Raw genomic sequence first — 21873 nt, forward strand, 5'->3', positions numbered from 1 at the left:
CCCACACGCCGCACCGCAACCCTCAACCCCCCTGAGCCGCAAAGGAGTCCGGCCGTGCACCTGTCTCGACGCGCGCTGCTCACCGCCACCGGCGCCACCGCCCTGCTCGGCGCCCTGCCCACGGAGGCGGTCGCCCGCCCCCGGTTCCCGCAGACGCCCCCGATCCGGCGGATCCCGCTCCAGGGCGCCGTCAACGTCCGCGACCTCGGCGGCTACCCCACGTACGACGGGAGCCGGGTCCGGTACGGCCTCGCCTACCGGGGCGACCACCTCGCCAAGCTGACCGACGCGGACGTGACCACGCTCGCCGGGCTCGGCCTCGGCACCGTGGTCGACCTGCGGATCCCCCTGGAGGTCGGCTACGACGGCGCCGACCGGCTGCCGGCCGGTGCGGTCCCGGTCCCCCGGCCCGTCACCGACAACGGCCTGTTCGGGCAGCTGCTCACCGCGATCGGCTCGCGCGACCCGGTACGGCAGGAGGAGATGCTGGGCGGCGGACGGGCCGCCGCGTTCATGCGCGAGGTGTACCGGACGTTCGTCACCGACCCGGCGAACCGGGCCGCCTTCGCGGCGACCCTGCGGGACCTGGCCGATCCCCGGCGGGGGCCGCTGCTCCTGCACTGCACCTCGGGCAAGGACCGCACGGGCTGGACCGGCTGGCTGCTGCTCACGCTCCTCGGCGTGCCCGACGCCTTCGCCCGCGCGGACTACCTGGCCTCCAACACCTTCCGCGCCGCGTCCGACGCACGGGTGCGGGAGGGATTGAAACAGGCCGGGCTCATGCAGAACCCGGCCCTGATCATTCCGCTCCAGGAGGTGCGGGCGGAGTACCTCGACACCGCCCTGGAGCAGCTGCGCTCCTCGTACGGGAGCGTGTTCCGCTACGTGTCGGACGGCCTCGGCCTGGAGTTCCGCGCGCTGCTGGCGCTGCGCGAACGGCTGGTGCCCGCGGCCTGACGCCCGGAGCGGCCCGCACCGGCGCCCGCGGCGGCGGCACGTCCGCCGCCCGTGCCGGAGCCGGCACCCCGGCCGCCGCCGGACGCGCGGCCCGAGCCACCGGCGGAGCCGGCGGTGCGGCCCGCGGAGCCCGACGCACGGCCCGAGGAGCCCGCGGCGCGGCCCGAGGCCGTGCCCGTGGCTCCGGAACGGCCCGCGCCCGTGCCCGTACCGGCCGTGCCCCCGGCCGGGGCGGAACGGCGACGACGACCGGAGGAGGAACGGCCACCGGCGGCACCGGACCCGGCCGGCTTGCGCGGCTGGGTCGGCTGCGGGATCTCGACGACGACCGGGACGCCCGAGGGCTCCCGCGCGCCGGTCAGCTCGGCGAGCTGCTCGTCGCTGGACTTGATCTGCGCCGTGCGGGGGCTGATGCCCGCGTGCGACATCAGTCGGCCCATGTCGCGCTTCTGCTCGGGCAGCACCAGGGTGAAGACGCTGCCGGACTCACCGGCGCGGGCGGTGCGGCCACCGCGGTGCAGGTAGTCCTTGTGGTCCATCGGCGGGTCGACGTTGACGACCATGTCGAGGTCGTCGACGTGGATGCCTCGGGCGGCCACGTTCGTGGCGACGAGCGTGGTGACCTGGCCGCTCTTGAACTGGTCCAGGGTCCGGTTGCGCTGCGGCTGCGAGCGGCCGCCGTGCAGGCCGGAGGCCCGTACACCGTTGGCGAGGAGCCGCTTGACCAGCCGGTCCACGGACCGCTTGGTGTCCAGGAAGAGGATCGTGCGGCCGTCGCGGGCCGCGATCTTCAGCGTGACGGCCTTCTTGTCGGTCTCGTCCATCACGTACAGGACGTGGTGCTCCATCGTCGTGACCGCGCCGGCCGACGGGTCGACGGAGTGGACGACCGGGTCGTCGAGGAACATCTTGACCAGCCGGTCGACGTTCCGGTCGAGGGTGGCCGAGAACAGCAGGCGCTGCCCGCCCGGCTCGACCTGCTTCAGCAGCTTGGTGACCTGCGGCAGGAAGCCCATGTCGGCCATCTGGTCGGCCTCGTCGAGGACGGTGACGGAGACCTGGTCCAGGCGGCAGTCGCCGCGGTCGATGAGGTCGTGGAGCCGGCCGGGCGTGGCGATGAGGATCTCGGCGCCGCGCCGCAGCGCGGACGACTGCCGGCTGATCGACATGCCGCCGACGACCGTGGTGATGCGCAGCCGCAGCGCGGAGGCGTACGGGGTGAGCGCGTCGGTCACCTGCTGGGCGAGCTCGCGGGTGGGCACCAGGACGAGCGCGAGCGGCGCGCCCGGCTCGGCGCGGCGGCCGGCCGAACGGGCCAGGATCGCGAGTCCGAACGCGAGGGTCTTGCCGGAGCCGGTACGCCCCCGGCCGAGCACGTCACGGCCGGCCAGCGAGTTCGGAAGGGTCGCGGCCTGGATCGGGAACGGCTCCGTGACGCCCTGCTCGCCCAGGGTCCGCAGCAGGCCCTCGGGCATGTCGAGGTCGGCGAAGGCGGCCACCGCGGGCAGGGCGGGCGTCACCGTCTCCGGCGGCGTGAACTCGCTCGGCGGCGGGGGCGCGGAGGGACGGCGCCCTCCGCGGGAGGCCTTCGGCTGTGACGTGGACTTCGCCTGGGCGGTGCGGGGGCTGCGCTTGTGAGGGCGTTCGGAGCGGGTCATGCGTGCCTTTCTGGCCGGTGCTCGCGGCACAGCCAGGGCCCGCACCTGCACGGTGCGGGCCCCGGCTGCTCTACCCGGAACACGCGATACGGGCCCCGGCTGTTTCTCCCGGAACGCGCGGTACGAGCCCCGGATGTCTCTACCGGAACAATAGTGCGCCCCGGAACCTTCCCGCCCCTCCCGACCGATGCCCGGACGGATCAGACCTGCCCAGCGCGGTGCGACGTGGTCGACCTCACAGCGGAACGGTGCCGGATCAGAGCCTTTCGATGATCGTGACGTTCGCCTGGCCGCCGCCCTCGCACATGGTCTGGAGGCCGTAGCGGCCTCCGGTGCGCTCCAGCTCGTGGAGGAGGGTCGTCATCAGCTTCGCGCCGGTCGCGCCGAGCGGGTGGCCCAGGGCGATCGCGCCGCCGTTGACGTTGACCCGGGCCGGGTCGGCGCCGGTCTCCTTCAGCCAGGCGAGGACGACCGGCGCGAAGGCCTCGTTGATCTCGACGAGGTCGATGTCGTCGATGGTCAGACCGGTCTTCTTGAGCGCGTGCGCGGTCGCGGGTATCGGCCCGGACAGCATCCGGATCGGATCCTCGCCGCGCGCCGAGAGGTGGTGGATCCGGGCCCGGGGGGTGAGCCCGTGCTCCCGTACGGCCCGCTCGCCGGCCAGGAGCAGTGCCGCCGCCCCGTCGGAGACCTGGGAGGAGCAGGCGGCGGTGATGGTGCCGCCCTCGACGACGGGCCGGAGCCCGGCCATCTTCTCGGCGCTGGTGTCGCGGCGCGGCCCCTCGTCGACGGTGACGTCGCCGTACGCCACGGTCTCCCGCGCGAAGCGGCCGCCGTCGATCGCGCGGAGCGCCCGCTCGTGCGAGCGAAGGGCGAATTCCTCCTGGTCGTGGCGGGTGATCCGCCATTTCTCGGCGATCAGCTCGGCGCCGTGGAACTGGTTGACGGGCGCGTCGCCGTACCGGGCGCGCCATCCCTCGCTGCCGTGGAAGGGTCCGCCGGTGAGGCCGAGGGGCTCGGCGGCCTGCCGGGAGGCGAAGGCGATGGGGATCATCGACATGTTCTGGACGCCGCCGGCGACGACGAGGTCCTGGGTGCCGGACATCACCGCCTGGGCGGCGAAGTGCACGGCCTGCTGGGACGAGCCGCACTGGCGGTCCACGGTCACCCCGGGGACCTCCTCGGGGAGGCCGGCGGCCAGCCAGGCCGTCCGGGCGATGTCGCCGGCCTGCGGCCCGACGGTGTCGAGGCAGCCGAGGACGACGTCGTCGACGGCGGCCGGGTCGATCCCCGACCGGATGACGAGGGCCTTGAGGGCGTGGGCGCCGAGGTCCGCCGGGTGGACGGCCGAGAGGCCGCCTCCTCGGCGCCCCACGGGTGTGCGGACCGCTTCGACGATGTAGGCCTCGGGCATGGCGACTCCTCCGGTGGGTCGGGTGGGGCGCACGGGCCGGTGCCGGGACCGTGCGTGGTCACGTGCGTACGGCGATCCCGTCCAGGACCATCGAGAGGTACTGGCGGGCGATCTCCTCGGGGCTGTGCAGGCCGCCGGGCCGGTACCAGGACGCGGCGACCCAGACGGTGTCGCGGACGAACCGGTAGGTCAGGCGGACGTCCAGGTCGGTGCGGAAGGCCCCGGCGGCGACCCCGCGCTCCAGGGTGCCGAGCCAGGCCTTCTCGAACCTGCGCTGCGAGTCGGTCAGGTAGTGGAAGCGGGGCTGGTCGGTGAGGTGCCGGGACTCCTTCTGGTAGATGGCGACGGCGGCGCGGTGCCGGTCGATCTCGCGGAAGGACTCGGTGACGAGGGCCTCGATGGTCTCGCGGGGCCCGAGTCCGGCGTCGAGGACGGCGTCGTACCCCTCCCACAGCTCGTCGAGGAAGGTGGAGAGGATCTCGTCGAGCATCGACTCCTTGGAGTCGAAGTGGTAGTAGAGGCTGCCGGCGAGCATGCCGGCGGCGTCCGCGATCTTGCGGACGGTGGTGGCGTTGTACCCCTGGGCGGCGAACACCTCGGCCGCCGTGTCGAGGAGTTCACGGCGCCGCTCGGGCCCGCCGCTCACCGGGGTCTTCTTCTTGCTGGAGCTCTGGGGAGTGTTCGGCACGCGTCCATTCTGGTCCTACGGGTGCTGGCTGCTGACGGAGACCGTCTCGCCGGTCATGTAGGAGGAGTAGTCGCCCGCGAGGAAGACGATGACGTTGGCGATCTCCCAGGGCTCGGCGTAGCGGCCGAAGGCCTCGCGTGCGGTCAGCTCGTCGAGGAGTTCGGTGGTGGTGACCTTGGCCAGGTGGGGGTGCATGGCGAGGGAGGGCGAGACGGCGTTGACGCGGACGCCGTACGCGGCGGCCTCGACGGCCGCGCAGCGGGTGAGGGCCATGACCCCGGCCTTGGCGGCGGCGTAGTGGGCCTGGCCCGCCTGGGCGCGCCAGCCGACGACGGAGGCGTTGTTGACGACGACGCCCCCGGTACGGGTGCCGTCGCCGGTACGGGTCCCGTCGCCGGTGCCCGCGGCGCGGAAGTGGCGGAGGGCCGCGCGGGTGCAGCGGAAGGTGCCGCCGAGGGTGACGTCGAGGACCCGGTCCCACTGCTCGTCGGTCATGTCGGCGAGTTCCGCGGTGCCGCCGAGGCCGGCGTTGTTGACGGTGATGTCCAGGCGTCCGTGGAGCCGGACGGCCGTGTCGTACAGCGCCTGGACCTGGGCGTCGTCGGTGACGTCACAGGGCTGGGAGGCGACCGCGTCCGCGCCGAACTCCGCGGCGAGCGCGGTCTCGGTCTCCTTGAGGCGCCGGGTGTGGGCGTCGCTGACGAGGACGCGGGCGCCCTCCTCCAGGAAGCGTCGGGCGGTGGCGCCGCCGATGCCGGCCCCGGCGGCGGCGGTGATCACGGCGGTCCGCCCGGCGAGGAGTCCGTGGCCCCGCACGTAGGGCGGCGCGGGGGGACGGCTCATGGGCGCGGCTCCTTCGGCAGGCCGAGCACCCGCTCGGCGATGATGTTCCGCTGGATCTCACTGGATCCGGCGTAGACGGTGTCGGCGCGGGAGAAGAGGAACAGCCGCTGCCAGTCGTCGAGTTCGTACGGGGCTCCGGCGGCCAGCGTGGCGGCGGGGCCGCACACCTCCAGGGCGAGTTCGCCGAGGTCGCGGTGCCAGTGGGACCAGTACAGCTTGGCGGCGGAGGGGTCGGTGCCGCGCAGGGCGCCGGCCCGGAGCGCCTCCAGGCCGGACCAGGCGCGGGTGAGGCGGTCGCGGATGTCGGGGTCGGCGGCGGCGCCGTTGCGGCGGGCCAGGGCGACGAGGGCGTCGAGTTCGCGGCGGAAGCCGACCTGCTGGCCGAGGGTGGAGACGCCGCGTTCGTAGCCGAGGGTGGCCATGGCGATCCGCCAGCCGTCGCCGGGCGCGCCGACGACGTTCGCGGCGTCGGTGACGGCCCCGTCGAAGAAGACCTCGTTGAACTCGCTGGTGCCGGTGAGCTGGACGATGGGCCGGATCTCGACGCCGGGCTGGTCGAGGGGGACGAGGAGGTACGAGAGCCCGGCGTGGCGCCGCGAGCCCGGTTCCGTCCGGGCCAGGACGAAGCACCACTGGGACTCGTGGGCGAGGGAGGTCCAGATCTTCTGCCCGTGGACCACCCACCGGCCGTTCTCCAGGGCGGCGCGGGTGCGGACGGCGGCGAGGTCGGAGCCGGCGCCGGGTTCGCTGTAGCCCTGGCACCAGAGTTCCTCGACGGCGCGGATCGGGGGCAGGAAACGGGCCTTCTGCTCCTCGGTGCCGTGGTCGACGAGGGTGGGGCCGAGGAGCTGCTCGCCGATGTGGTTGACGCGGGCGGGGGCGTCGGCGAGGGCGTACTCCTCGTGGAAGGCGATCTGCTCCTCGACGCTCGCGCCGCGCCCGCCGTACTCCTCGGGCCAGCCGACGCAGGTCCAGCCGTGGGCGGCCAGGTGCCGCTCCCAGGCGAGGCGTTCGGCGAAGGCCTCGTGCTCGCGGCCGGGCCCGCCGCGCCCCTTGAGGGCGGCGAAGGAGCCGCTGAGGTGGGTCTTCAGCCAGCCCCGTGTCTCCGCCCGGAACTCCTCGACGCTGCTCATGGCCGTACGTTAACCTACCAAACACTTGTTAGGGAACGGGTGAGGGCGGGGCGACCGATGGATCTCTCGTACACACGGACCGAGGAGGCCTTCCGGGCGGAGGCCCGGGAGTGGCTGCGGGACCATGTCCCCGCCGAGCCGCCGCCCTCGCTGGAGACGGCCGAGGGCTTCGCCGCCCACCGCGCCTGGGAGGCCGAACTGGCCGCCGCCCGCTGGTCGGTGGTCTCCTGGCCCGAGGAGTACGGGGGCCGGGGCGTCGACCTCGCCCGATGGCTGGTCTTCGAGGAGGAGTACTGGGCGGCCGGGGCGCCCGGCCGGGTCTCGCAGAACGGCGTCCAGCTCCTCGCGCCCACCCTCTTCGACCACGGGACGGCCGAGCAGCGGGCCCGGATCCTCCCGCCGATGGCGACCGGGGAGACGATCTGGGCGCAGGCCTGGTCCGAGCCCGAGGCCGGCTCCGACCTGGCGTCCCTGACCTCCCGGGCGGTCCGCACGGACGGCGGCTGGCTGCTCTCCGGACTGAAGACCTGGTCCTCACGGGCCGCCTTCGCCGACCGGGCCTTCGGCATCTTCCGCAGCGACCCGGAGGCGGACCGGCCGCACCGGGGCCTGACCTACCTCATGTTCGACCTGCGGGCGCGGGGGGTGACCGTCCGGCCCATCGGCCGGCTCGACGGGAAACCGGCCTTCGCCGAGCTGTTCCTCGACGAGGTGTTCGTCCCGGACGAGGACGTGATCGGGGAGCCGGGCCAGGGCTGGCGCATCGCGATGTCCACGACGGGCAACGAGCGCGGACTGATGCTCCGCTCGCCCGGCCGCTTCCTGGCCGCCGCCGACCGACTCGTACGGCTCTGGCGGTCGGAGGGCGACCCGGGGGACCCGGCGCTGCGGGAGCGGGTGGCGGACGCGGTGATCGGGGCGCGGGCGTACCAGCTGTTCACGGCGGGCGCGGCCGCCCGGCTGGCGGCGGGGGCGCCGTCGGGGGCCGAGTCCAGCCTCAACAAGGTCTTCTGGTCGGAGTACGACCTGGCCCTGCACGAGACCGCGCTCGACCTCCTCGGCCCGGAGGGCGAGCTGGCGGACGGCGCCTGGGCGGAGGGATACGTCTTCTCCCTCGCGGGCCCCCTCTACGCGGGCACGAACGAGATCCAGCGCGACATCATCGCCGAGCGGCTGCTCGGCCTCCCGAAGGGGCGCCGCTGATGACCTTCCTGCCGACCGGCGAGCAGCTCGCCTTCGCCCGCTCCCTGGACGCGATGCTCGCCGCCGCGGACACTCCGGCGGCCGTACGGGCCTGGGCGGGCGACGACCCGGACCCGGGGCGGGCCCTGTGGGGACGGCTCGCGGAGGCGGGGGTGTGCGCGCTCGCGGTTCCGGAGGAGTACGAGGGCATGGGCCCGCTCCCGGTCGAACTCGCTCATGCCTTCGTCGCGTTGGGCCGCCACGCGGTGCCGGGCCCGGTGGTGGAGACGGTGGCGGCGGCGGTGCTCCTCGGGGAGCTGGCGCGCCTGGGCGACCGGGGCCCGGCGAAACGCCTGCTGCCGGCCCTGGCCACGGGCGAGCGGACGGCGACGCTGGCACTCGCCGGAGCGGAGGACGTACGAGGGGGGACGGAGGACGTACGAGAGCGTGCCCTCCCGTACGCCCTGGACGCCGACCGGGCCGACACGGTGCTCGTCGTGCGGGGTGAACGGCTGTGGCGGGCGCCCGGTCACGGCCCCGTCCGGGCCTCCGCCGACCCCGCGCGACGGCTCGCCCGTCCGGCATCCGGCGGGGAGCTGCTCGCCGAGGGCCCCGCGGTGGCCGTCGCGGCGGAGCGGGCCCGGCGCTGGGCCATGCTGGCGACGGCGGCCCAGTCGCTGGGCGTGGGCCTGGCCCTGCTCGACCGGACGGTGGCGTACGCCCGGCAGCGCTCCCAGTTCGGTACCCCGATCGGCGCGTTCCAGGCGGTCAAGCACCGCCTGGCGGACACGTTGCTGGCCCTGGAGTTCGCGCGCCCGCTGCTGTTCGGGGCGGCGGTGGGACTGGCGGACGGGCACGCGCCGGACGGCGACCTGGCCGCGGCGAAGGTGACGACCGGTGAGGCCGCGTACACCGCGGCCCGCACCGCCCTCCAGATCCACGGCGCGATCGGCTACACGGAGGAACTGGCCCTGTCGCTGTGGCTCCGCAAGGCCCGCCCCCTCAGGGACGCCTGGGGCGACCCGGCCACCTGCCGGGCGGCCGTGCTGCGCGCCTGCTCCTGACCGGGGGCGCGGCGCGGGAACGGCAGCCGGGCCGGTGCGGGTCGACAGGACCTAGGGCCAGGCGTCGCGGGGCAGACGGGAGTGTGACGACAGGCCCTAGGAGACCTGCCGGGGCGGGCTGTCGTCGTTGCCGCGCCGGAAGGTGCGGGCCGGGCGGCCGGCGGACCAGGTGCGGACGACCAGCTCGTCACCGTCCACCCAGGTCCGTACGACCTCGGTCGGGTCCACCCGGAAGAGGTGGAACGGCTGGGGCTCGCCCGCGTCGGCGACGTACCGGGCGACGGTCTCCGGGTCGGTCACCTCGACAGCCCGCCCCGAGACACGGACGTCCCCGCCGCCCATGCCGGTGCCCGCGCCCAGGTTGGCGAGGAGGGTGAGCCGGGGGTCGCGGCGCAGGTCGCGGGCCTTGCGGGAGCCGGGCATCATGCCGAGCCACAGCTCGCCGAAGCGGAAGCCCACCTCGATGCCGCTGAGCCGGGGCGAGCCGTCCTCGCGCACGGTGGCCAGGGCGTGGTGGGTGTACTGCCCGAAGCGCTCGCGCACGGTCTCGGCGAAGGCGGGTTCGGCGGCCTCGAAGGCCGACCAGGTGGTTCCGGTTCCGGTGTCTCCCATGCGTCCAGGAAACACCGGATACCCGACATCTACTGTCCGGATTACTCCGGATCACTCCGGATCACTCCGGATGCCGGATGCCGGATGCCGTCAGGAGTCGGTGGAAACGGCGGACGCGGCGGCCGCATCGGTGGAAGCGGCGGACGTGGCCGCACGCTCCGCCTCGCTGCGCTCGACGCAGAACTCGTTGCCCTCCGGGTCGCCCAGGGTCGCCCAGCCGGTGCCGTCCGGGTTCCGGCGGTCGTCGAGGAGGGTCGCTCCGAGGCCCAGCAGCCGCTCGATCTCCTCGTCGCGGGTACGGTCCTGCGGCTGGAGGTCCAGGTGGACGCGGTTCTTGACCGCCTTCGCCTCGGGGACCTGGATGAAGAGGAGGCCGGCCCCGGGCGTCTCGACGAGTGCCTCCTCGTCGCCCGGCCGGTCGTCGTCGGAGACCTTGGAGTCCAGGACCTGCGCCCAGAAGGTGGCGAGGGCGTAGGCGTCGGAGCAGTCGATGGTGACGTGTCGTACGAGAGAGGTCATGCGGCCATGTTCCACCGGAGGTCCGGCCGAGGGCCAACGCTTTCCGGCGCAACAGGCCGCCCGCTCGGCCGAGTCGAACGAGCCCCACGGGCTCGACCGGTGGGTCTCTCCTGTTCAGGAGCGGACGATTCCCTGCCGCCGCGCCGCCGCCAGCCATACCGGGAACTCCGCGACGAGCCTGTCGTACAGCTCCGCGTCCGGGACCCGGCTCGGATCCTGCCCCGCGTGGAAGAACCCGGAGTTGTCCACGGGCCGCCTCGCCGGCACGTCCAGCTCGTCGAGCCGGCGCAGGAACTCGAACTGCCGGCTTCCGGGGTCGCCGAAGCCGATGAACTGCCAGAAGATCGGCAGCCGGGCCGCCTTGCACACGTACCGCTCGGCCGCGAGCTTGTTGACCGGCCCGCCGTCGGTCTGGAAGACGACGAGCGCGGGTGCGGTGGAGCCGCTGTCGAGGTAGTGGTCGATCACGGCGTCCATGGCCAGGTGGTAGCTGGTCCTGCCCATGTGCCCGAGCCCGGCGACGATGCGGTCGATCCGGCCGGCGTGGTCGTCGAGCCGGATCTCGGTCTCGGCGTCGATGTCGGTGGAGAAGAAGACGACGGGCACCCGACCGTCGTCGTCGAGCTGCGCGGAGAGCCCCAGCACCCGGTCGGCCAGGGCCTGGACGGCGCCGGAGGCGTAGTACGGCTTCATCGACCCCGAGTAGTCGACGACGAGGTAGACGGCGACGTGCTGCCCGTCGATCCCGTGCCGCCGCAGCGACTCGCCCGCCTGCCGGTAGAGGCTCACCAGCGCGGGCGCGGTCTCCTCGACCTTCCGCAGACTCAGTGCCATGGCCCCTCTCCCTCCGGACGCTCCAGCCGGTCGATGTCCGCGAGCATGGCGTCGGCCAGGTCGCGCTCGGCGGCGTAGTACCGCTCGGCCCAGGTGAGGGTGAGCCGGGGGTACGTCCAGGCCTCGTCCGCCGCCGCGTCCGCCACGTCCGCCTCGGCGCGCAGCCGCATGCCCTCGGCGTGCTCCCGGTGGGTGGCGAGGACCTCCCGCATCCGCTCGGGTTCGAGGAGATGGCCGAGCCAGAGCCGGAGCATCGGCCCGTGCTTGAGGACGGGCGGGTCGAGCGGGGCGGTGCGGGCCCAGAGACGGACGGCGGCGAGGCCCTCGCCGGTGATCCGGTAGACGCGCTTGTCGCGCGAGCCCGCCTCGGGGGCGACCAGCCGCGAGCCGGCGTATCCGGCCTTCTCCAGGCGCTTGAGCTCGCTGTAGATCTGACTGAACGACGGGCTCCAGTAGAAGAGCCCCAGCGACCGGTCCGACCACTTCTTGAGGTCGTAACCCGACAACTCCCGCCCGAAGGACAGCAGTCCGAGCACGGCCCAGCTGGTCGCCGGAAGCGCCGGCACGATCTCTTCGTCCGCCACGGTCGGCAGTCTACGGCCCTTCCCTCCCCTACCTATGCCTGCTAGAAGTATTTCGATTAGGCATAGCTGCCGTATCCCTCCGGGAGGAGCGCCCCCGTGAAGTTCTCCATGATCTTCGAAGCACAGCTCGTCGACCCGACCCCCGCCCGCGAGCACCGCGTCATCCACGACTGCGTCGAACAGGCCGTCCTCGCCGAGGAGATGGGCTTCGACCGGATCTGGGCGGTCGAACACCACTCCCTCACCCAGTACGCCCACATGAGCGCGTCCGAGATCTTCCTGACCTGGGTCGCCGCCCGCACGAGGACGATCCGCGTCGGCCACGGCGTGGTCACCATGCCCTTCGGCTACCAGCACCCCGTCCGGGTCGCCGAGCGCGCCGCCATGCTCGACGTGCTCTCCGGCGGCCGGGTCGACATCGGAGCCGGACGCGGCGCGACACGCCAGGAGATGCGGATGTTCGGGGTGCGCCCCGAGGACACCGCGCCGCAGACGGAGGAGGCCCTGCGGATCCTCGCCGCCGCATGGCGCGAGCCGGAGTTCGAGTGGCACGGCTCGCTCGACATCGGCCCCGGCGCGATCCTGCCCCGCCCGGTCCAGCGGCCGCACCCGCCGCTCTTCATGGCCTGCTCGCAGCACGCCTCGCTCCGGCAGGCGGCCGAACTCGGCATCGGCGCCCTGGTGATGGGGTTCGCGGGCGCCGACGACGTCCGCGCGATGCGGACGGTGTACGACGAGGCTCTCGCCGCACGGGACGGGGCGCGGTTCGTCTCCACCGAGGCCAACGACCACTTCTCCGCCCTCTGCCCGACCGTCGTCCTGGACGACGCCGAGCGCGCGCTCCGGCTCGGCACCCGGGGCCAGCGCTTCTTCGCCGAGTCGATCGCCCACTGGTACGGCGGCGCTCCCGCGCCCACCGGCTACGCGGAGGACGAGGACCACGCCGGCGCCCTCGCCCGCGAACGGGACGAGCTGATCGCCAGGCTGCACGAGGCGAACGTCCCCGCCCGCCCGGTGGACACCGGCACCTACAACACCGACCACGCGTACGGGGACGCCGCCACCGCGATCGCGTACGTCGAACGGCTCCGGGAGATCGGCGTCGACGAGGTGATGTGCCTGATCCAGATGGGAACCGTGCCGCAGGAGGCCTGTCTGGAGACCGTCCGCCAGTGGGGCACGAAGGTCATCCCGCACTTCCGGGCCCTGGACGCCGCCGCGTGAACGCCCTGGACGGCAAGGCCGTGATCGTGACGGGCGCGGCCCGCGGCCAGGGGGCCGCCGGGGCGCGGCTCCTCGTGGCGTCCGGGGCGCGGGTGGTCCTCACCGACGTCCGGGAGGAGGAGGGCCGGGCTGTGGCGGCGGACCTCGGCGGGGCGGCGGTCTTCGTCCGCCACGACGTGACGTCGGCGGACGACTGGCGGAGGGTGACGGACACGGCGGTCACCACGTACGGCGGGATCGACGGCCTCGTCAACAACGCGGCCCTCTGGCGGACGGCCCCGGTGGAGTCGGAGACGTACGAGAACTTCGAGCTCCTCCTCAGGGTCAATCTGCTGGCCCCCTTCCTCGGCATCCAGGCCGTCCTGCCCGCGCTGCGCGAGGCGGGCGGCGGCTCGATCGTGAACGTGTCGTCCACGGCGGGCCGCGTCGGCGTCCCCGGTCACGCGGCGTACGGGGCGGGCAAGTTCGGCCTGCGCGGCCTCAGCCGCTCGGCGGCACGCGACCTCGCCCCGTACGGCGTCCGGGTCAACTCGGTCCATCCCGGCGCCGTCGACACCCCCATGACGGCGGCGGTCGCGGACCGGGACTGGTCGCACATCCCCCTCGGCCGGATGGGCCGGCCCGAGGAGGTAGGGGAACTGGTCGCGTTCCTGCTCTCGGACGCGTCGGCGTACGTCACGGGCGCCGAGTTCACGGTCGACGGGGGCCTCACCGCATGACGACGTCCGACGCACGGCTCCCCGACCCCCTCACCCCGGCGGCCCGCGCGCTCTGCGACGCGATGTCGGCGGGCTTTCCGCCCCCGGAGGCGGGCGCGGAGGCCCTGAGGGCGGCGGCGAGGGCGCGGCTGGGCGAGATCCCGCCGGCGTCGTCCGCCTCGGCGGACGGCGTTCCCGTACGCCTCTACGAGGGGCGGGGGGACCCGGTCGTCGTCTTCGCCCACGGCGGCGGCTGGGTCCTGGGAGACCTGGACACCCACGACCGCACATGCCGCGCGCTCGCCGCCCGCACCGGCGCCACCATCGTCTCCGTCGACTACCGCCGGGCGCCTGAGCACCGCTTCCCGGCGGCCGAGGACGATGTGTGCACGGCCCTGGCGTGGGCGGCCGACCGCCGTCCGGGGCGCCCCCTGGTCCTGGCGGGCGACTCCAGCGGCGGCAGTCTGGCAGCGGCCGCGGCCCTCCGCGCCCGCGACGGAGGCGGCCCCCGCCTGACGGGCCAACTCCTCTTCTACCCGGCCCTCGACCACCGCCTGGAGGGACGCTCGGCCCACGACTTCGCGGAGGGCTACTTCCACACGACGGCGCACATGCGCTGGTACTGGCGGCAGTACGTGGCACCCGGGAGCGACCCGGCGGCGGCCTCCCCCGGTCTGACCCCCGACGTCACGGGCCTCTCCCCGGCCCTCCTCGTCCTCGCCGACTGCGACCCCCTGCGCGACGAGGGCCTCGCCTACGCCCGCCGCCTCTCCGCGGCGGGCGTCCGGACCGAGGTCCACCTGCACACGGGCATGTTCCACGGCTTCCTCGGCGGCACGGGCCTCCTGCCTGAGGCGGACGCGGCGCTGGACGGGGCGGCGGCGTGGCTGAAGGCCCTGTGCCCCAGGGCCGGCCGCCCCTGATCCCCCGCGCGCGTCCGGACGCGCGACAGCGCCCACCCAGTCGTCCGGTCGGGGACATTCGGGGGGCGCCGTGCTCAGTTCCGTACGTCGTTGTACGGGACGTTCTCGGGGTGATCCGGTCGGATCAGACCATCAGCGAACGGTCCGTCGGGCGGATCGGGGCCGGCAGGGAGCTGGCACCGGTCAGGAAGCGGTCCACACCCCGGGCGGCCGAGCGGCCCTCGGCGATGGCCCAGACGATGAGCGACTGACCGCGGCCGGCGTCGCCGGCGACGTACACGCCATCGACGTTGGTGGCGAAGTCCGCGTCCCGGGCGATGTTACCCCGCTCGTCGAGGTCCAGACCAAACTGGGCGACCAGGCCGTTCTCCACGTCCGTGCCGGTGAAGCCCATCGCGAGCGTGACCAGCTGGGCGGGGATCTTGCGCTCCGTACCCGGCTTCTGGGTCAGCTTGCCCTCGACGAACTCGACCTCGACGAGGTGGAGGAACTGGACGTTGCCGTCCTCGTCGCCCTCGAAGTGGGTGGTGGAGACGGAGTAGACCCGCTCGCCGCCCTCCTCGTGCGCGGAGGTGACCTTGTACAGCATGGGGAAGGTCGGCCAGGGCTGCCCCGGGTTCCGCTCCTCGCCCGGCCGCGGCATGATCTCCAGCTGCGTGACCGAGGCCGCGCCCTGGCGGTGGGCCGTACCGACGCAGTCGGCGCCGGTGTCGCCGCCGCCGATGACGACGACGTGCTTGCCCTCGGCGGTGATCGGCGGGGCGACGAAGTCACCCTCGACGACCTTGTTCGCCAGCGGCAGGTACTCCATCGCCTGGTGGACGCCGTTCAGCTCCCGGCCCGGGACGGGCAGGTCGCGGGCGGCGGTGGCGCCGGCGGCGATGACCACGGCGTCGAACCGCTTGCGCAGGTCCGTCGACGTGAGGTCACGGCCGATCTCGATGCCGGTGCGGAACTTGGTGCCCTCCGCGCGCATCTGCTCGATGCGGCGGTTGATGTGCCGCTTCTCCATCTTGAACTCGGGGATGCCGTACCGCAGCAGGCCGCCGATGCGGTCGGCGCGCTCGTACACGACCACGGTGTGGCCGGCCCGGGTCAGCTGCTGGGCGGCGGCGAGACCCGCCGGGCCCGAGCCGATGACGGCGGCGGTCTTGCCGGAGAGGCGCTCGGGCACCTGCGGCTTGACGTCGTTCGCGTCCCACGCCTTGTCGATGATGGAGACTTCGACGTTCTTGATGGTGACGGCCGGCTGGTTGATGCCGAGCACGCACGCGGACTCGCACGGCGCCGGGCAGAGGCGGCCGGTGAACTCCGGGAAGTTGTTGGTGGCGTGCAGGCGCTCCTGCGCCGCCGACCAGTCCTCGCGGTAGGCGTAGTCGTTCCACTCGGGGATCAGGTTCCCGAGGGGGCAGCCGTTGTGGCAGAACGGGATGCCGCAGTCCATGCAGCGGCCGGCCTGCTTGCTGATGATCGGCAGCAGGGAGCCGGGGACGTAGACCTCGTTCCAGTCCCTGACGCGCTCGCCCACGGGGCGGGTCTCGGCGACCTCGCGACCGGTGGTCAGGAAGCCCTTGGGGTCAGCCATGGGTCGCCGCCTCCATCATCTTCTCGGTGGTCTCGGCCTCGGAGAGGCCGGCGAGCTCAGCGGCGTCCTTGGCGGCGAGCACTGCCTTGTACGTGGTGGGGATGATCTTGCTGAACCGGGCCGCCGCGGCGTCCCAGTCGGCGAGGAGCTTCTCGGCGACCGTGGAGCCGGTCTCCTCGAAGTGGCGGCGCACGACATCGTGCAGCCACGCCTTGTCGCTGTCCGACGGGGTCTCGATGGCGCCGAGGTTGCCGGAGTTGACGTTGTCCCGGTCCAGGTCGACGACGTAGGCGACACCGCCCGACATGCCGGCCGCGAAGTTGCGTCCGGTCTCGCCGAGGACGACCGCCGTGCCACCGGTCATGTACTCGCAGCCGTGGTCGCCCACGCCCTCCGAGACGACCAGGGCGCCGGAGTTGCGGACGCAGAAGCGCTCGCCGGTGCGGCCGCGGAGGAACAGTTCGCCGCCCGTCGCGCCGTACCCGATCGTGTTGCCCGCGATGGTCGAGTACTCGGCGAGGTGGTCGGCGCCCCGGTCGGGGCGGACGATCACACGGCCGCCGGAGAGGCCCTTGCCGACGTAGTCGTTGGCGTCGCCCTCCAGGCGGAGGGTGACACCGCTCGGCAGGAAGGCGCCGAACGACTGGCCCGCGGAGCCGGTGAAGGTGATGTCGATGGTGTCGGCCGGGAGGCCGGCGCCGCCGAACCGCTTCGTCACCTGGTGGCCGAGCATGGTGCCGACCGTGCGGTTGATGTTGCGGATGGAGACCTGGGCGCGGACCGGCTGGGCCTCCTCGGCGGAGGCGGCGTTCAGGGCCTCGGCGGCGAGCTGGATCAGCTCGTTGTCGAGGGCCTTCTCCAGACCGTGGTCCTGCTCGATCAGGGCGTGGCGGACCGCGCCCTCGGGCAGCTCCGGCACGTAGAAGAGCGGCTCCAGGTCGAGACCCTGCGCCTTCCAGTGGGTGACGGCGCGGCTGGTGTCGAGCAGCTCGGCGTGGCCGACGGCCTCTTCGAGGGTGCGGAAGCCCAGCTCGGCGAGGAGCTCGCGGACCTCCTCGGCGATGAACTCGAAGAAGTTGACGACGAACTCGGGCTTGCCGGAGAAGCGGTCGCGGAGGACCGGGTTCTGGGTGGCGATGCCGACCGGGCAGGTGTCCAGGTGGCAGACGCGCATCATGACGCAGCCGGAGACCACGAGCGGCGCGGTCGCGAAACCGAACTCCTCGGCGCCGAGCAGCGCGGCGATGACGACGTCACGGCCGGTCTTGAGCTGACCGTCGGTCTGGACGACGATCCGGTCGCGCAGGCCGTTGAGCAGCAGGGTCTGCTGCGTCTCGGCGAGACCGAGCTCCCAGGGACCGCCCGCGTGCTTGAGCGAGGTGAGCGGCGAGGCGCCCGTACCGCCGTCGTGGCCGGAGATGAGGACGACGTCCGCGTGGGCCTTGGAGACACCGGCGGCGACCGTGCCGACGCCGACCTCGGAGACCAGCTTCACGTGGATGCGGGCGACCGGGTTGGCGTTCTTGAGGTCGTGGATCAGCTGAGCCAGGTCCTCGATGGAGTAGATGTCGTGGTGCGGCGGCGGCGAGATGAGGCCGACGCCGGGCGTCGAGTGACGCGTCTTGGCGACCCACGGGTAGACCTTGTGGCCGGGCAGCTGGCCGCCCTCGCCGGGCTTGGCGCCCTGGGCCATCTTGATCTGGATGTCGTCGGCGTTGACCAGGTACTCGCTGGTGACGCCGAAGCGGCCGGAGGCGACCTGCTTGATCGCGGAGCGGCGGGCCGGGTCGTAGAGGCGGTCCGAGTCCTCGCCGCCCTCACCGGTGTTGGACTTGGCGCCCAGCTGGTTCATGGCGACGGCGAGGGTCTCGTGCGCCTCGCGGGAGATGGAGCCGTACGACATGGCGCCGGTGGAGAAGCGCTTGACGATCTCGGCGGCCGGCTCGACCTCGTCGACGGAGATCGCGGGGCGGCCGGAGGTGAAGCCGAAGAGGCCGCGGAGCGTCATGAGGCGCTCGGACTGCTCGTTCACCCGGTCCGTGTACTGCTTGAAGATGTCGTACCGCTTGTTGCGCGTGGCGTGCTGCAGGCGGAAGACGGTCTCCGGATCGAACAGGTGCGGCTCGCCCTCGCGGCGCCACTGGTACTCGCCGCCGATGTCCAGGAGGCGGTGTGCCGAGGCGACGCCGGAGACGGGGTACGCCTTGGCGTGGCGGGCGGCGACCTCCTTGGCGACGACGTCGAGACCGGCGCCGCCGATCTTGGTGGCCGTGCCGTTGAAGTACGTGGCGACGAAGGTCTCGTCGAGGCCGACGGCCTCGAAGACCTGGGCGCCGCGGTAGGAGGCGACGGTGGAGATGCCCATCTTGGACATGACCTTGAGGACGCCCTTGCCGAGCGCGTAGATCAGGTTCCGGATGGCCTGCTCGGGCTCCAGGCCCTCGATGAAGGTGCCGGCGCGGACGAGGTCCTCGACGGACTCCATGGCGAGGTACGGGTTGACCGCCGCGGCGCCGTAGCCGATGAGCAGGGCGACGTGGTGGACCTCGCGGACGTCACCGGCCTCGACGAGCAGACCCACCTTGGTGCGCTGCTTGGTGCGGATGAGGTGGTGGTGGACGGCCGCGGTGAGCAGCAGCGAGGGGATCGGCGCGTGCTCGGCGTCGGAGTGCCGGTCGGAGAGCACGATGAGGCGGGCGCCGCCCTCGATGGCGGTGTCGGCCTCGGCGCAGATGGCGTCGAGGCGGGCGGCGAGGGCGTCGCCGCCCCCGGAGACCCGGTAGAGGCCGGAGAGGGTCGCGGCCTTCATGCCGGGCATGTCGCCGTCGGCGTTGATGTGGATGAGCTTGGCCAGCTCGTCGTTGTCGATCACCGGGAACGGCAGGGTGACGCTGCGACACGACGAGGAGGTCGGCTCGAGCAGGTTGCTGCCGGGGCCGAGCGAGGAGCGCAGCGAGGTCACGAGCTCTTCGCGGATGGCGTCCAGCGGCGGGTTGGTGACCTGCGCGAACAGCTGGGTGAAGTAGTCGAAGAGCAGCCGCGGGCGGGCGGACAGTGCCGCGATCGGCGAGTCCGTTCCCATGGAGCCGAGGGGCTCGCCGGCGGTGCGGGCCATCGGCGCGAGGATGACGCGGAGTTCTTCCTCGGTGTAGCCGAAGGTCTGCTGGCGGCGGGTGACCGAGGCGTGGGTGTGCACGATGTGCTCGCGCTCGGGGAGGTCGGAGAGCTCGATCTCCCCGGTCTCCAGCCACTCCGCGTAGGGGTTCTCGGCTGCGAGGGCCGCCTTGATCTCGTCGTCCTCGACGATGCGGTGCTCGGCGGTGTCGACGAGGAACATCTTGCCGGGCTGGAGGCGGCCCTTGCGGACGACCTTGGCGGGGTCGATGTCGAGGACGCCGACCTCGGAGGAGAGGACGACGAGGCCCTCGTCGGTGACCCAGTAGCGGCCGGGGCGCAGTCCGTTGCGGTCGAGGACCGCGCCGACCTGGACGCCGTCGGTGAAGGTGACGCAGGCCGGACCGTCCCAGGGCTCCATCATCGTGGAGTGGTACTGGTAGAACGCGCGGCGGGCGGGGTCCATCGTCTCGTGGTTCTCCCACGCCTCCGGGACCATCATCAGGACCGCGTGGGGCAGGGAGCGGCCGCCGAGGTGGAGCAGCTCCAGGACCTCGTCGAAGGAGGCCGAATCGGAGGCGTCCGGGGTGCAGATCGGGAAGATCCGGTCCAGCGAGCCCTCGCCGAAGACGGTGGAGTCGAGCTGGGCCTCGCGGGCGGTCATCCAGTTCCGGTTGCCCTTGACGGTGTTGATCTCACCGTTGTGGGCGACGAAGCGGTACGGGTGGGCCAGCGGCCAGCTCGGGAAGGTGTTGGTGGAGAACCGGGAGTGGACCAGGGCCACGGCGGTGGCGCAGCGGCGGTCCGACAGGTCCGGGAAGAAGGGCTCCAGCTGGCCGGTGGTCAGCATGCCCTTGTAGACGATGGTGCGGGCGGAGAGCGACGGGAAGTACGTCGCGGCCTCGCGCTCGGCGCGCTTGCGCAGGACGAAGGCCTTGCGGTCGAGCGCGATGCCGGTGGCTTCGCCCGCGGCGTCCGCGACGAAGAGCTGGCGGAAGACCGGCATGGTGGAGCGGGCGGAGGCGCCGAGCAGTTCGGGGGCGACGGGGACCTCGCGCCAGCCGAGGACGTTCAGGCCCTCGTCGGCGGCGAGCGCCTCGATCGCGGCGGCGGTCTCGTCGGTGCCGTCCTCGGGGAGGAAGGCGATGCCGACGGCGTACGCGCCGGCCTCGGGGAGCTGGAATCCGGCGACCTCGCGGAGGAAGGCGTCCGGGACCTGGAAAAGGATGCCGGCGCCGTCACCGGAGTCGGGCTCGGAGCCGGTGGCGCCGCGGTGCTCGAGGTTGCGCAGTACGGTCAGCGCCTGCTCGACCAGCGCGTGGCTGGCTACACCGGTGAGGGTGGCCACGAACCCGACACCACAGGCGTCGTGTTCGTTACGGGGGTCGTACATCCCCTGCGGAGCAGGGCGACCGTCCATGGGCGACCAGGCGTCGGAACGCATCGGCTCTCCCGTCGTCGTCGTGGCTGGGGGCACCTCCCAGACCACGTCTGGGGGAGCTGCTGCCGAGGGACGACGTTGGCCCTCCGCGAAATTTCGTGCAGGTTACATGATGGCCGGTTTCTCGCTAAGTGGATAGCGCATTCCAACATGCGGACACCACCGATACGGAGCGGTGGTGTGGGTTCACCTGTGGTTTACGAGGTCAGAGGCCTGCCTCGCGGGGACGGATCGAGGCGATCCGGAGGATCTCCGGGCCGTCGGCGACCCGTCACTGTGTGGGCTTCGTTGCCCAGCGACGCTCATGCCTCATTCCCGTTGGTCACGGGTTCGAAACCGCCGAGTAACCGGCTACATATGTGGCGTCGTGCATAGTGTCTCATCGCTTCGGCGGATCCGGCCAGGGATATACGTCACAGCCGAAAGGGGGCTCTTGCCCCGAAAAGGTGACCCGAAAAGACCGAGAGGCCCCTTTCAGGAGCCTCTCGGTCTTCTGTGGGGGTACGGAATCCGCACCCGGCCCCACATCCGTACGGGACCGGCTACAGCGCCGCCCCGAGGAGCATGCCGAGCCCGTACGTGACGGCCGCGGCGGCGCCGCCGAGGACCAGCTGACGCATGCCGCTGAAGAGCCAGCCTCGCGCGGTCACCCGGGCCACGAGCGCGCCGCAGGCGAAGAGCCCGACGAGCGCGAGCAGCACGGCCGGCCAGAGCGCGGTCGCCCCGAGCAGGAACGGGAGGACGGGGAGGAGCGCGCCGAGCGCGAAGGAGGCGAAGGACGAGACCGCGGCGACCGTCGGCGACGGCAGGTCGTCCGGGTCGATGCCGAGTTCCTCGCGGGCATGGATCTCCAGGGCCTGCTCGGGGTCCTTCGACAGCTGCATCGCGACCTCGCGGGCGAGCTCGGGCTCGACACCCCGGGAGACGTAGAGCGCGGCGAGCTCCTCCATCTCGTCGATGGGGTGCTTGCGCAACTGACGGCGCTCGACGTCCAGTTCCGCCTCGACGAGTTCACGCTGCGAGGCGACGGAGGTGTACTCGCCGGCCGCCATGGAGAAGGCACCGGCCGCGAGTCCGGCGAGACCGGTGATGACGACGGTCTGCGTGGAGACCGCGCCGCCGGCGACACCGGTCATCAGGGCGAGGTTGGAGACGAGTCCGTCCATCGCGCCGAACACCGCCGGACGCAGCCAGCCTCCGTTCACATCACGGTGCGTGTGGTTGTCACGGTGGGCCTCGTGCAGTGGCGCCTGAGCTTCGATGATGGACATGGCTCTCCCCTCGTTCCGGCGGGCCGGGTTGCTCCCGCCACCCCCAACACCCTCGAAAATACGCGCTATGTAAGGGGCGTGCCAGCAAGGCAGGCCGTACTTACTAAGGCGTGCCTTGCTGCGTGAACC

18 protein-coding genes are annotated in these 21873 nt (G+C 72.8%); 6 read left to right on the forward strand and 12 right to left on the reverse strand.

The window, feature by feature from the left end; genetic code table 11:
• Positions 1–54 precede the first annotated feature (54 nt).
• Positions 55–957 (forward strand): tyrosine-protein phosphatase, encoded by a 903-nt coding sequence (locus OG392_RS09915; protein WP_329277692.1) that lies wholly within the window; start codon positions 55–57, stop codon positions 955–957.
• On the opposite strand, the gene OG392_RS09920 is transcribed toward OG392_RS09915, so the two are convergent.
• The 5 genes from OG392_RS09920 to OG392_RS09940 all read right to left on the reverse strand — a co-directional run bounded on the left by OG392_RS09920 (position 882) and on the right by OG392_RS09940 (position 6693).
• A complete protein-coding gene (locus OG392_RS09920) occupies positions 882–2615 on the reverse strand; it encodes a DEAD/DEAH box helicase (protein WP_329277695.1) in 1734 nt (577 codons plus the stop codon). The two genes, OG392_RS09915 and OG392_RS09920, sit on opposite strands and share 76 nt — an antisense overlap.
• A gap of 256 nt (positions 2616–2871) precedes the next feature.
• Positions 2872–4029: an acetyl-CoA C-acetyltransferase gene (locus OG392_RS09925; RefSeq protein WP_329277697.1), complete on the reverse strand. Its 1158-nt coding sequence runs from the start codon at positions 4027–4029 to the stop codon at positions 2872–2874.
• A gap of 58 nt (positions 4030–4087) precedes the next feature.
• Positions 4088–4717 (reverse strand): TetR/AcrR family transcriptional regulator, encoded by a 630-nt coding sequence (locus OG392_RS09930; protein ID WP_329277699.1) that lies wholly within the window; start codon positions 4715–4717, stop codon positions 4088–4090.
• Positions 4718–4732: 15 nt separating this feature from the next.
• The gene (locus OG392_RS09935; RefSeq protein ID WP_329277701.1) at positions 4733–5560 is read right to left on the reverse strand and encodes an SDR family oxidoreductase; all 828 of its coding nucleotides are present in this window, start codon (positions 5558–5560) and stop codon (positions 4733–4735) included.
• Entirely contained in the window at positions 5557–6693 is a 1137-nt protein-coding gene (locus tag OG392_RS09940) for an acyl-CoA dehydrogenase family protein (protein WP_329277703.1), read from the reverse strand. The genes OG392_RS09935 and OG392_RS09940 overlap by 4 nt, the downstream gene beginning before the upstream one ends.
• Before the next feature lie 57 nt (positions 6694–6750).
• On the opposite strand from OG392_RS09940, the gene OG392_RS09945 reads away from it, so the two are divergent.
• Positions 6751–7896, forward strand: coding sequence for an acyl-CoA dehydrogenase family protein (locus OG392_RS09945; protein WP_329277705.1), 1146 nt, complete (start codon positions 6751–6753; stop codon positions 7894–7896).
• Positions 7896–8939, forward strand: a complete 1044-nt coding sequence (locus OG392_RS09950) for an acyl-CoA dehydrogenase family protein (RefSeq protein ID WP_329277707.1) — start codon at positions 7896–7898, stop codon at positions 8937–8939. Before OG392_RS09945 ends, OG392_RS09950 begins: the two co-directional genes overlap by 1 nt.
• A 96-nt stretch (positions 8940–9035) precedes the next feature.
• On the opposite strand, the gene OG392_RS09955 is transcribed toward OG392_RS09950, so the two are convergent.
• From OG392_RS09955 to OG392_RS09970, 4 genes are all read right to left on the reverse strand, one after another.
• The gene (locus tag OG392_RS09955; protein ID WP_329277709.1) at positions 9036–9551 is read right to left on the reverse strand and encodes a pyridoxamine 5'-phosphate oxidase family protein; all 516 of its coding nucleotides are present in this window, start codon (positions 9549–9551) and stop codon (positions 9036–9038) included.
• A 90-nt stretch (positions 9552–9641) separates the two neighbouring features.
• The gene (locus OG392_RS09960; protein ID WP_329277711.1) at positions 9642–10070 is read right to left on the reverse strand and encodes a VOC family protein; all 429 of its coding nucleotides are present in this window, start codon (positions 10068–10070) and stop codon (positions 9642–9644) included.
• Positions 10071–10184: 114 nt separating this feature from the next.
• Entirely contained in the window at positions 10185–10904 is a 720-nt protein-coding gene (locus OG392_RS09965) for a VWA domain-containing protein (protein ID WP_329277713.1), read from the reverse strand.
• A complete protein-coding gene (locus OG392_RS09970) occupies positions 10895–11488 on the reverse strand; it encodes a PadR family transcriptional regulator (RefSeq protein WP_329277715.1) in 594 nt (197 codons plus the stop codon). Before OG392_RS09970 ends, OG392_RS09965 begins: the two co-directional genes overlap by 10 nt.
• 96 nt (positions 11489–11584) lie before the next feature.
• Between OG392_RS09970 and OG392_RS09975 the strand changes: the two genes are divergently transcribed.
• Genes OG392_RS09975 through OG392_RS09985 form a run of 3 tightly spaced genes read left to right on the forward strand, consistent with a single transcriptional unit; the run spans position 11585 to position 14333 of the window.
• Positions 11585–12712, forward strand: a complete 1128-nt coding sequence (locus OG392_RS09975; protein ID WP_329277717.1) for an LLM class flavin-dependent oxidoreductase — start codon at positions 11585–11587, stop codon at positions 12710–12712.
• Entirely contained in the window at positions 12709–13431 is a 723-nt protein-coding gene (locus OG392_RS09980; protein ID WP_329277718.1) for a glucose 1-dehydrogenase, read from the forward strand. The genes OG392_RS09975 and OG392_RS09980 overlap by 4 nt, the downstream gene beginning before the upstream one ends.
• Positions 13428–14333, forward strand: coding sequence for an alpha/beta hydrolase (locus tag OG392_RS09985; protein WP_329277720.1), 906 nt, complete (start codon positions 13428–13430; stop codon positions 14331–14333). The genes OG392_RS09980 and OG392_RS09985 overlap by 4 nt, the downstream gene beginning before the upstream one ends.
• 124 nt (positions 14334–14457) lie before the next feature.
• Here the strand turns inward: OG392_RS09985 and OG392_RS09990 are convergent, their stop codons facing one another.
• The 3 genes from OG392_RS09990 to OG392_RS10000 form a co-directional block, all read right to left on the reverse strand.
• On the reverse strand, positions 14458–15918 hold the full coding sequence (locus tag OG392_RS09990; protein WP_329277722.1) for a glutamate synthase subunit beta: 1461 nt from the start codon (positions 15916–15918) through the stop codon (positions 14458–14460).
• Complete coding sequence (gene gltB / locus OG392_RS09995) at positions 15911–20476, reverse strand: glutamate synthase large subunit (RefSeq protein ID WP_329277724.1); 4566 nt, start codon at positions 20474–20476, stop codon at positions 15911–15913. Before gltB ends, OG392_RS09990 begins: the two co-directional genes overlap by 8 nt.
• Before the next feature lie 539 nt (positions 20477–21015).
• A complete protein-coding gene (locus OG392_RS10000) occupies positions 21016–21744 on the reverse strand; it encodes a VIT1/CCC1 transporter family protein (protein WP_329277725.1) in 729 nt (242 codons plus the stop codon).
• Positions 21745–21873 lie beyond the last annotated feature (129 nt).

Origin of the sequence: Streptomyces sp. NBC_00691 (genome assembly GCF_036226665.1) — a bacterium.
Lineage (GTDB): Bacteria > Actinomycetota > Actinomycetes > Streptomycetales > Streptomycetaceae > Streptomyces.

Coding starts and splice junctions, on each gene's coding strand:
- OG392_RS09965 (WP_329277713.1), bottom strand. CDS start 10,904: ATGGCACTGAGTCTGCGGAAGGTCGAGGAGACCGCGCCCGCGCTGGTG.
- gltB (WP_329277724.1), bottom strand. CDS start 20,476: ATGCGTTCCGACGCCTGGTCGCCCATGGACGGTCGCCCTGCTCCGCAG.
- OG392_RS09940 (WP_329277703.1), bottom strand. CDS start 6,693: ATGAGCAGCGTCGAGGAGTTCCGGGCGGAGACACGGGGCTGGCTGAAG.
- OG392_RS09935 (WP_329277701.1), bottom strand. CDS start 5,560: ATGAGCCGTCCCCCCGCGCCGCCCTACGTGCGGGGCCACGGACTCCTC.
- OG392_RS09985 (WP_329277720.1), top strand. CDS start 13,428: ATGACGACGTCCGACGCACGGCTCCCCGACCCCCTCACCCCGGCGGCC.
- OG392_RS09925 (WP_329277697.1), bottom strand. CDS start 4,029: ATGCCCGAGGCCTACATCGTCGAAGCGGTCCGCACACCCGTGGGGCGC.
- OG392_RS09960 (WP_329277711.1), bottom strand. CDS start 10,070: ATGACCTCTCTCGTACGACACGTCACCATCGACTGCTCCGACGCCTAC.
- OG392_RS09955 (WP_329277709.1), bottom strand. CDS start 9,551: ATGGGAGACACCGGAACCGGAACCACCTGGTCGGCCTTCGAGGCCGCC.
- OG392_RS09920 (WP_329277695.1), bottom strand. CDS start 2,615: ATGACCCGCTCCGAACGCCCTCACAAGCGCAGCCCCCGCACCGCCCAG.
- OG392_RS09990 (WP_329277722.1), bottom strand. CDS start 15,918: ATGGCTGACCCCAAGGGCTTCCTGACCACCGGTCGCGAGGTCGCCGAG.
- OG392_RS10000 (WP_329277725.1), bottom strand. CDS start 21,744: ATGTCCATCATCGAAGCTCAGGCGCCACTGCACGAGGCCCACCGTGAC.
- OG392_RS09945 (WP_329277705.1), top strand. CDS start 6,751: ATGGATCTCTCGTACACACGGACCGAGGAGGCCTTCCGGGCGGAGGCC.
- OG392_RS09950 (WP_329277707.1), top strand. CDS start 7,896: ATGACCTTCCTGCCGACCGGCGAGCAGCTCGCCTTCGCCCGCTCCCTG.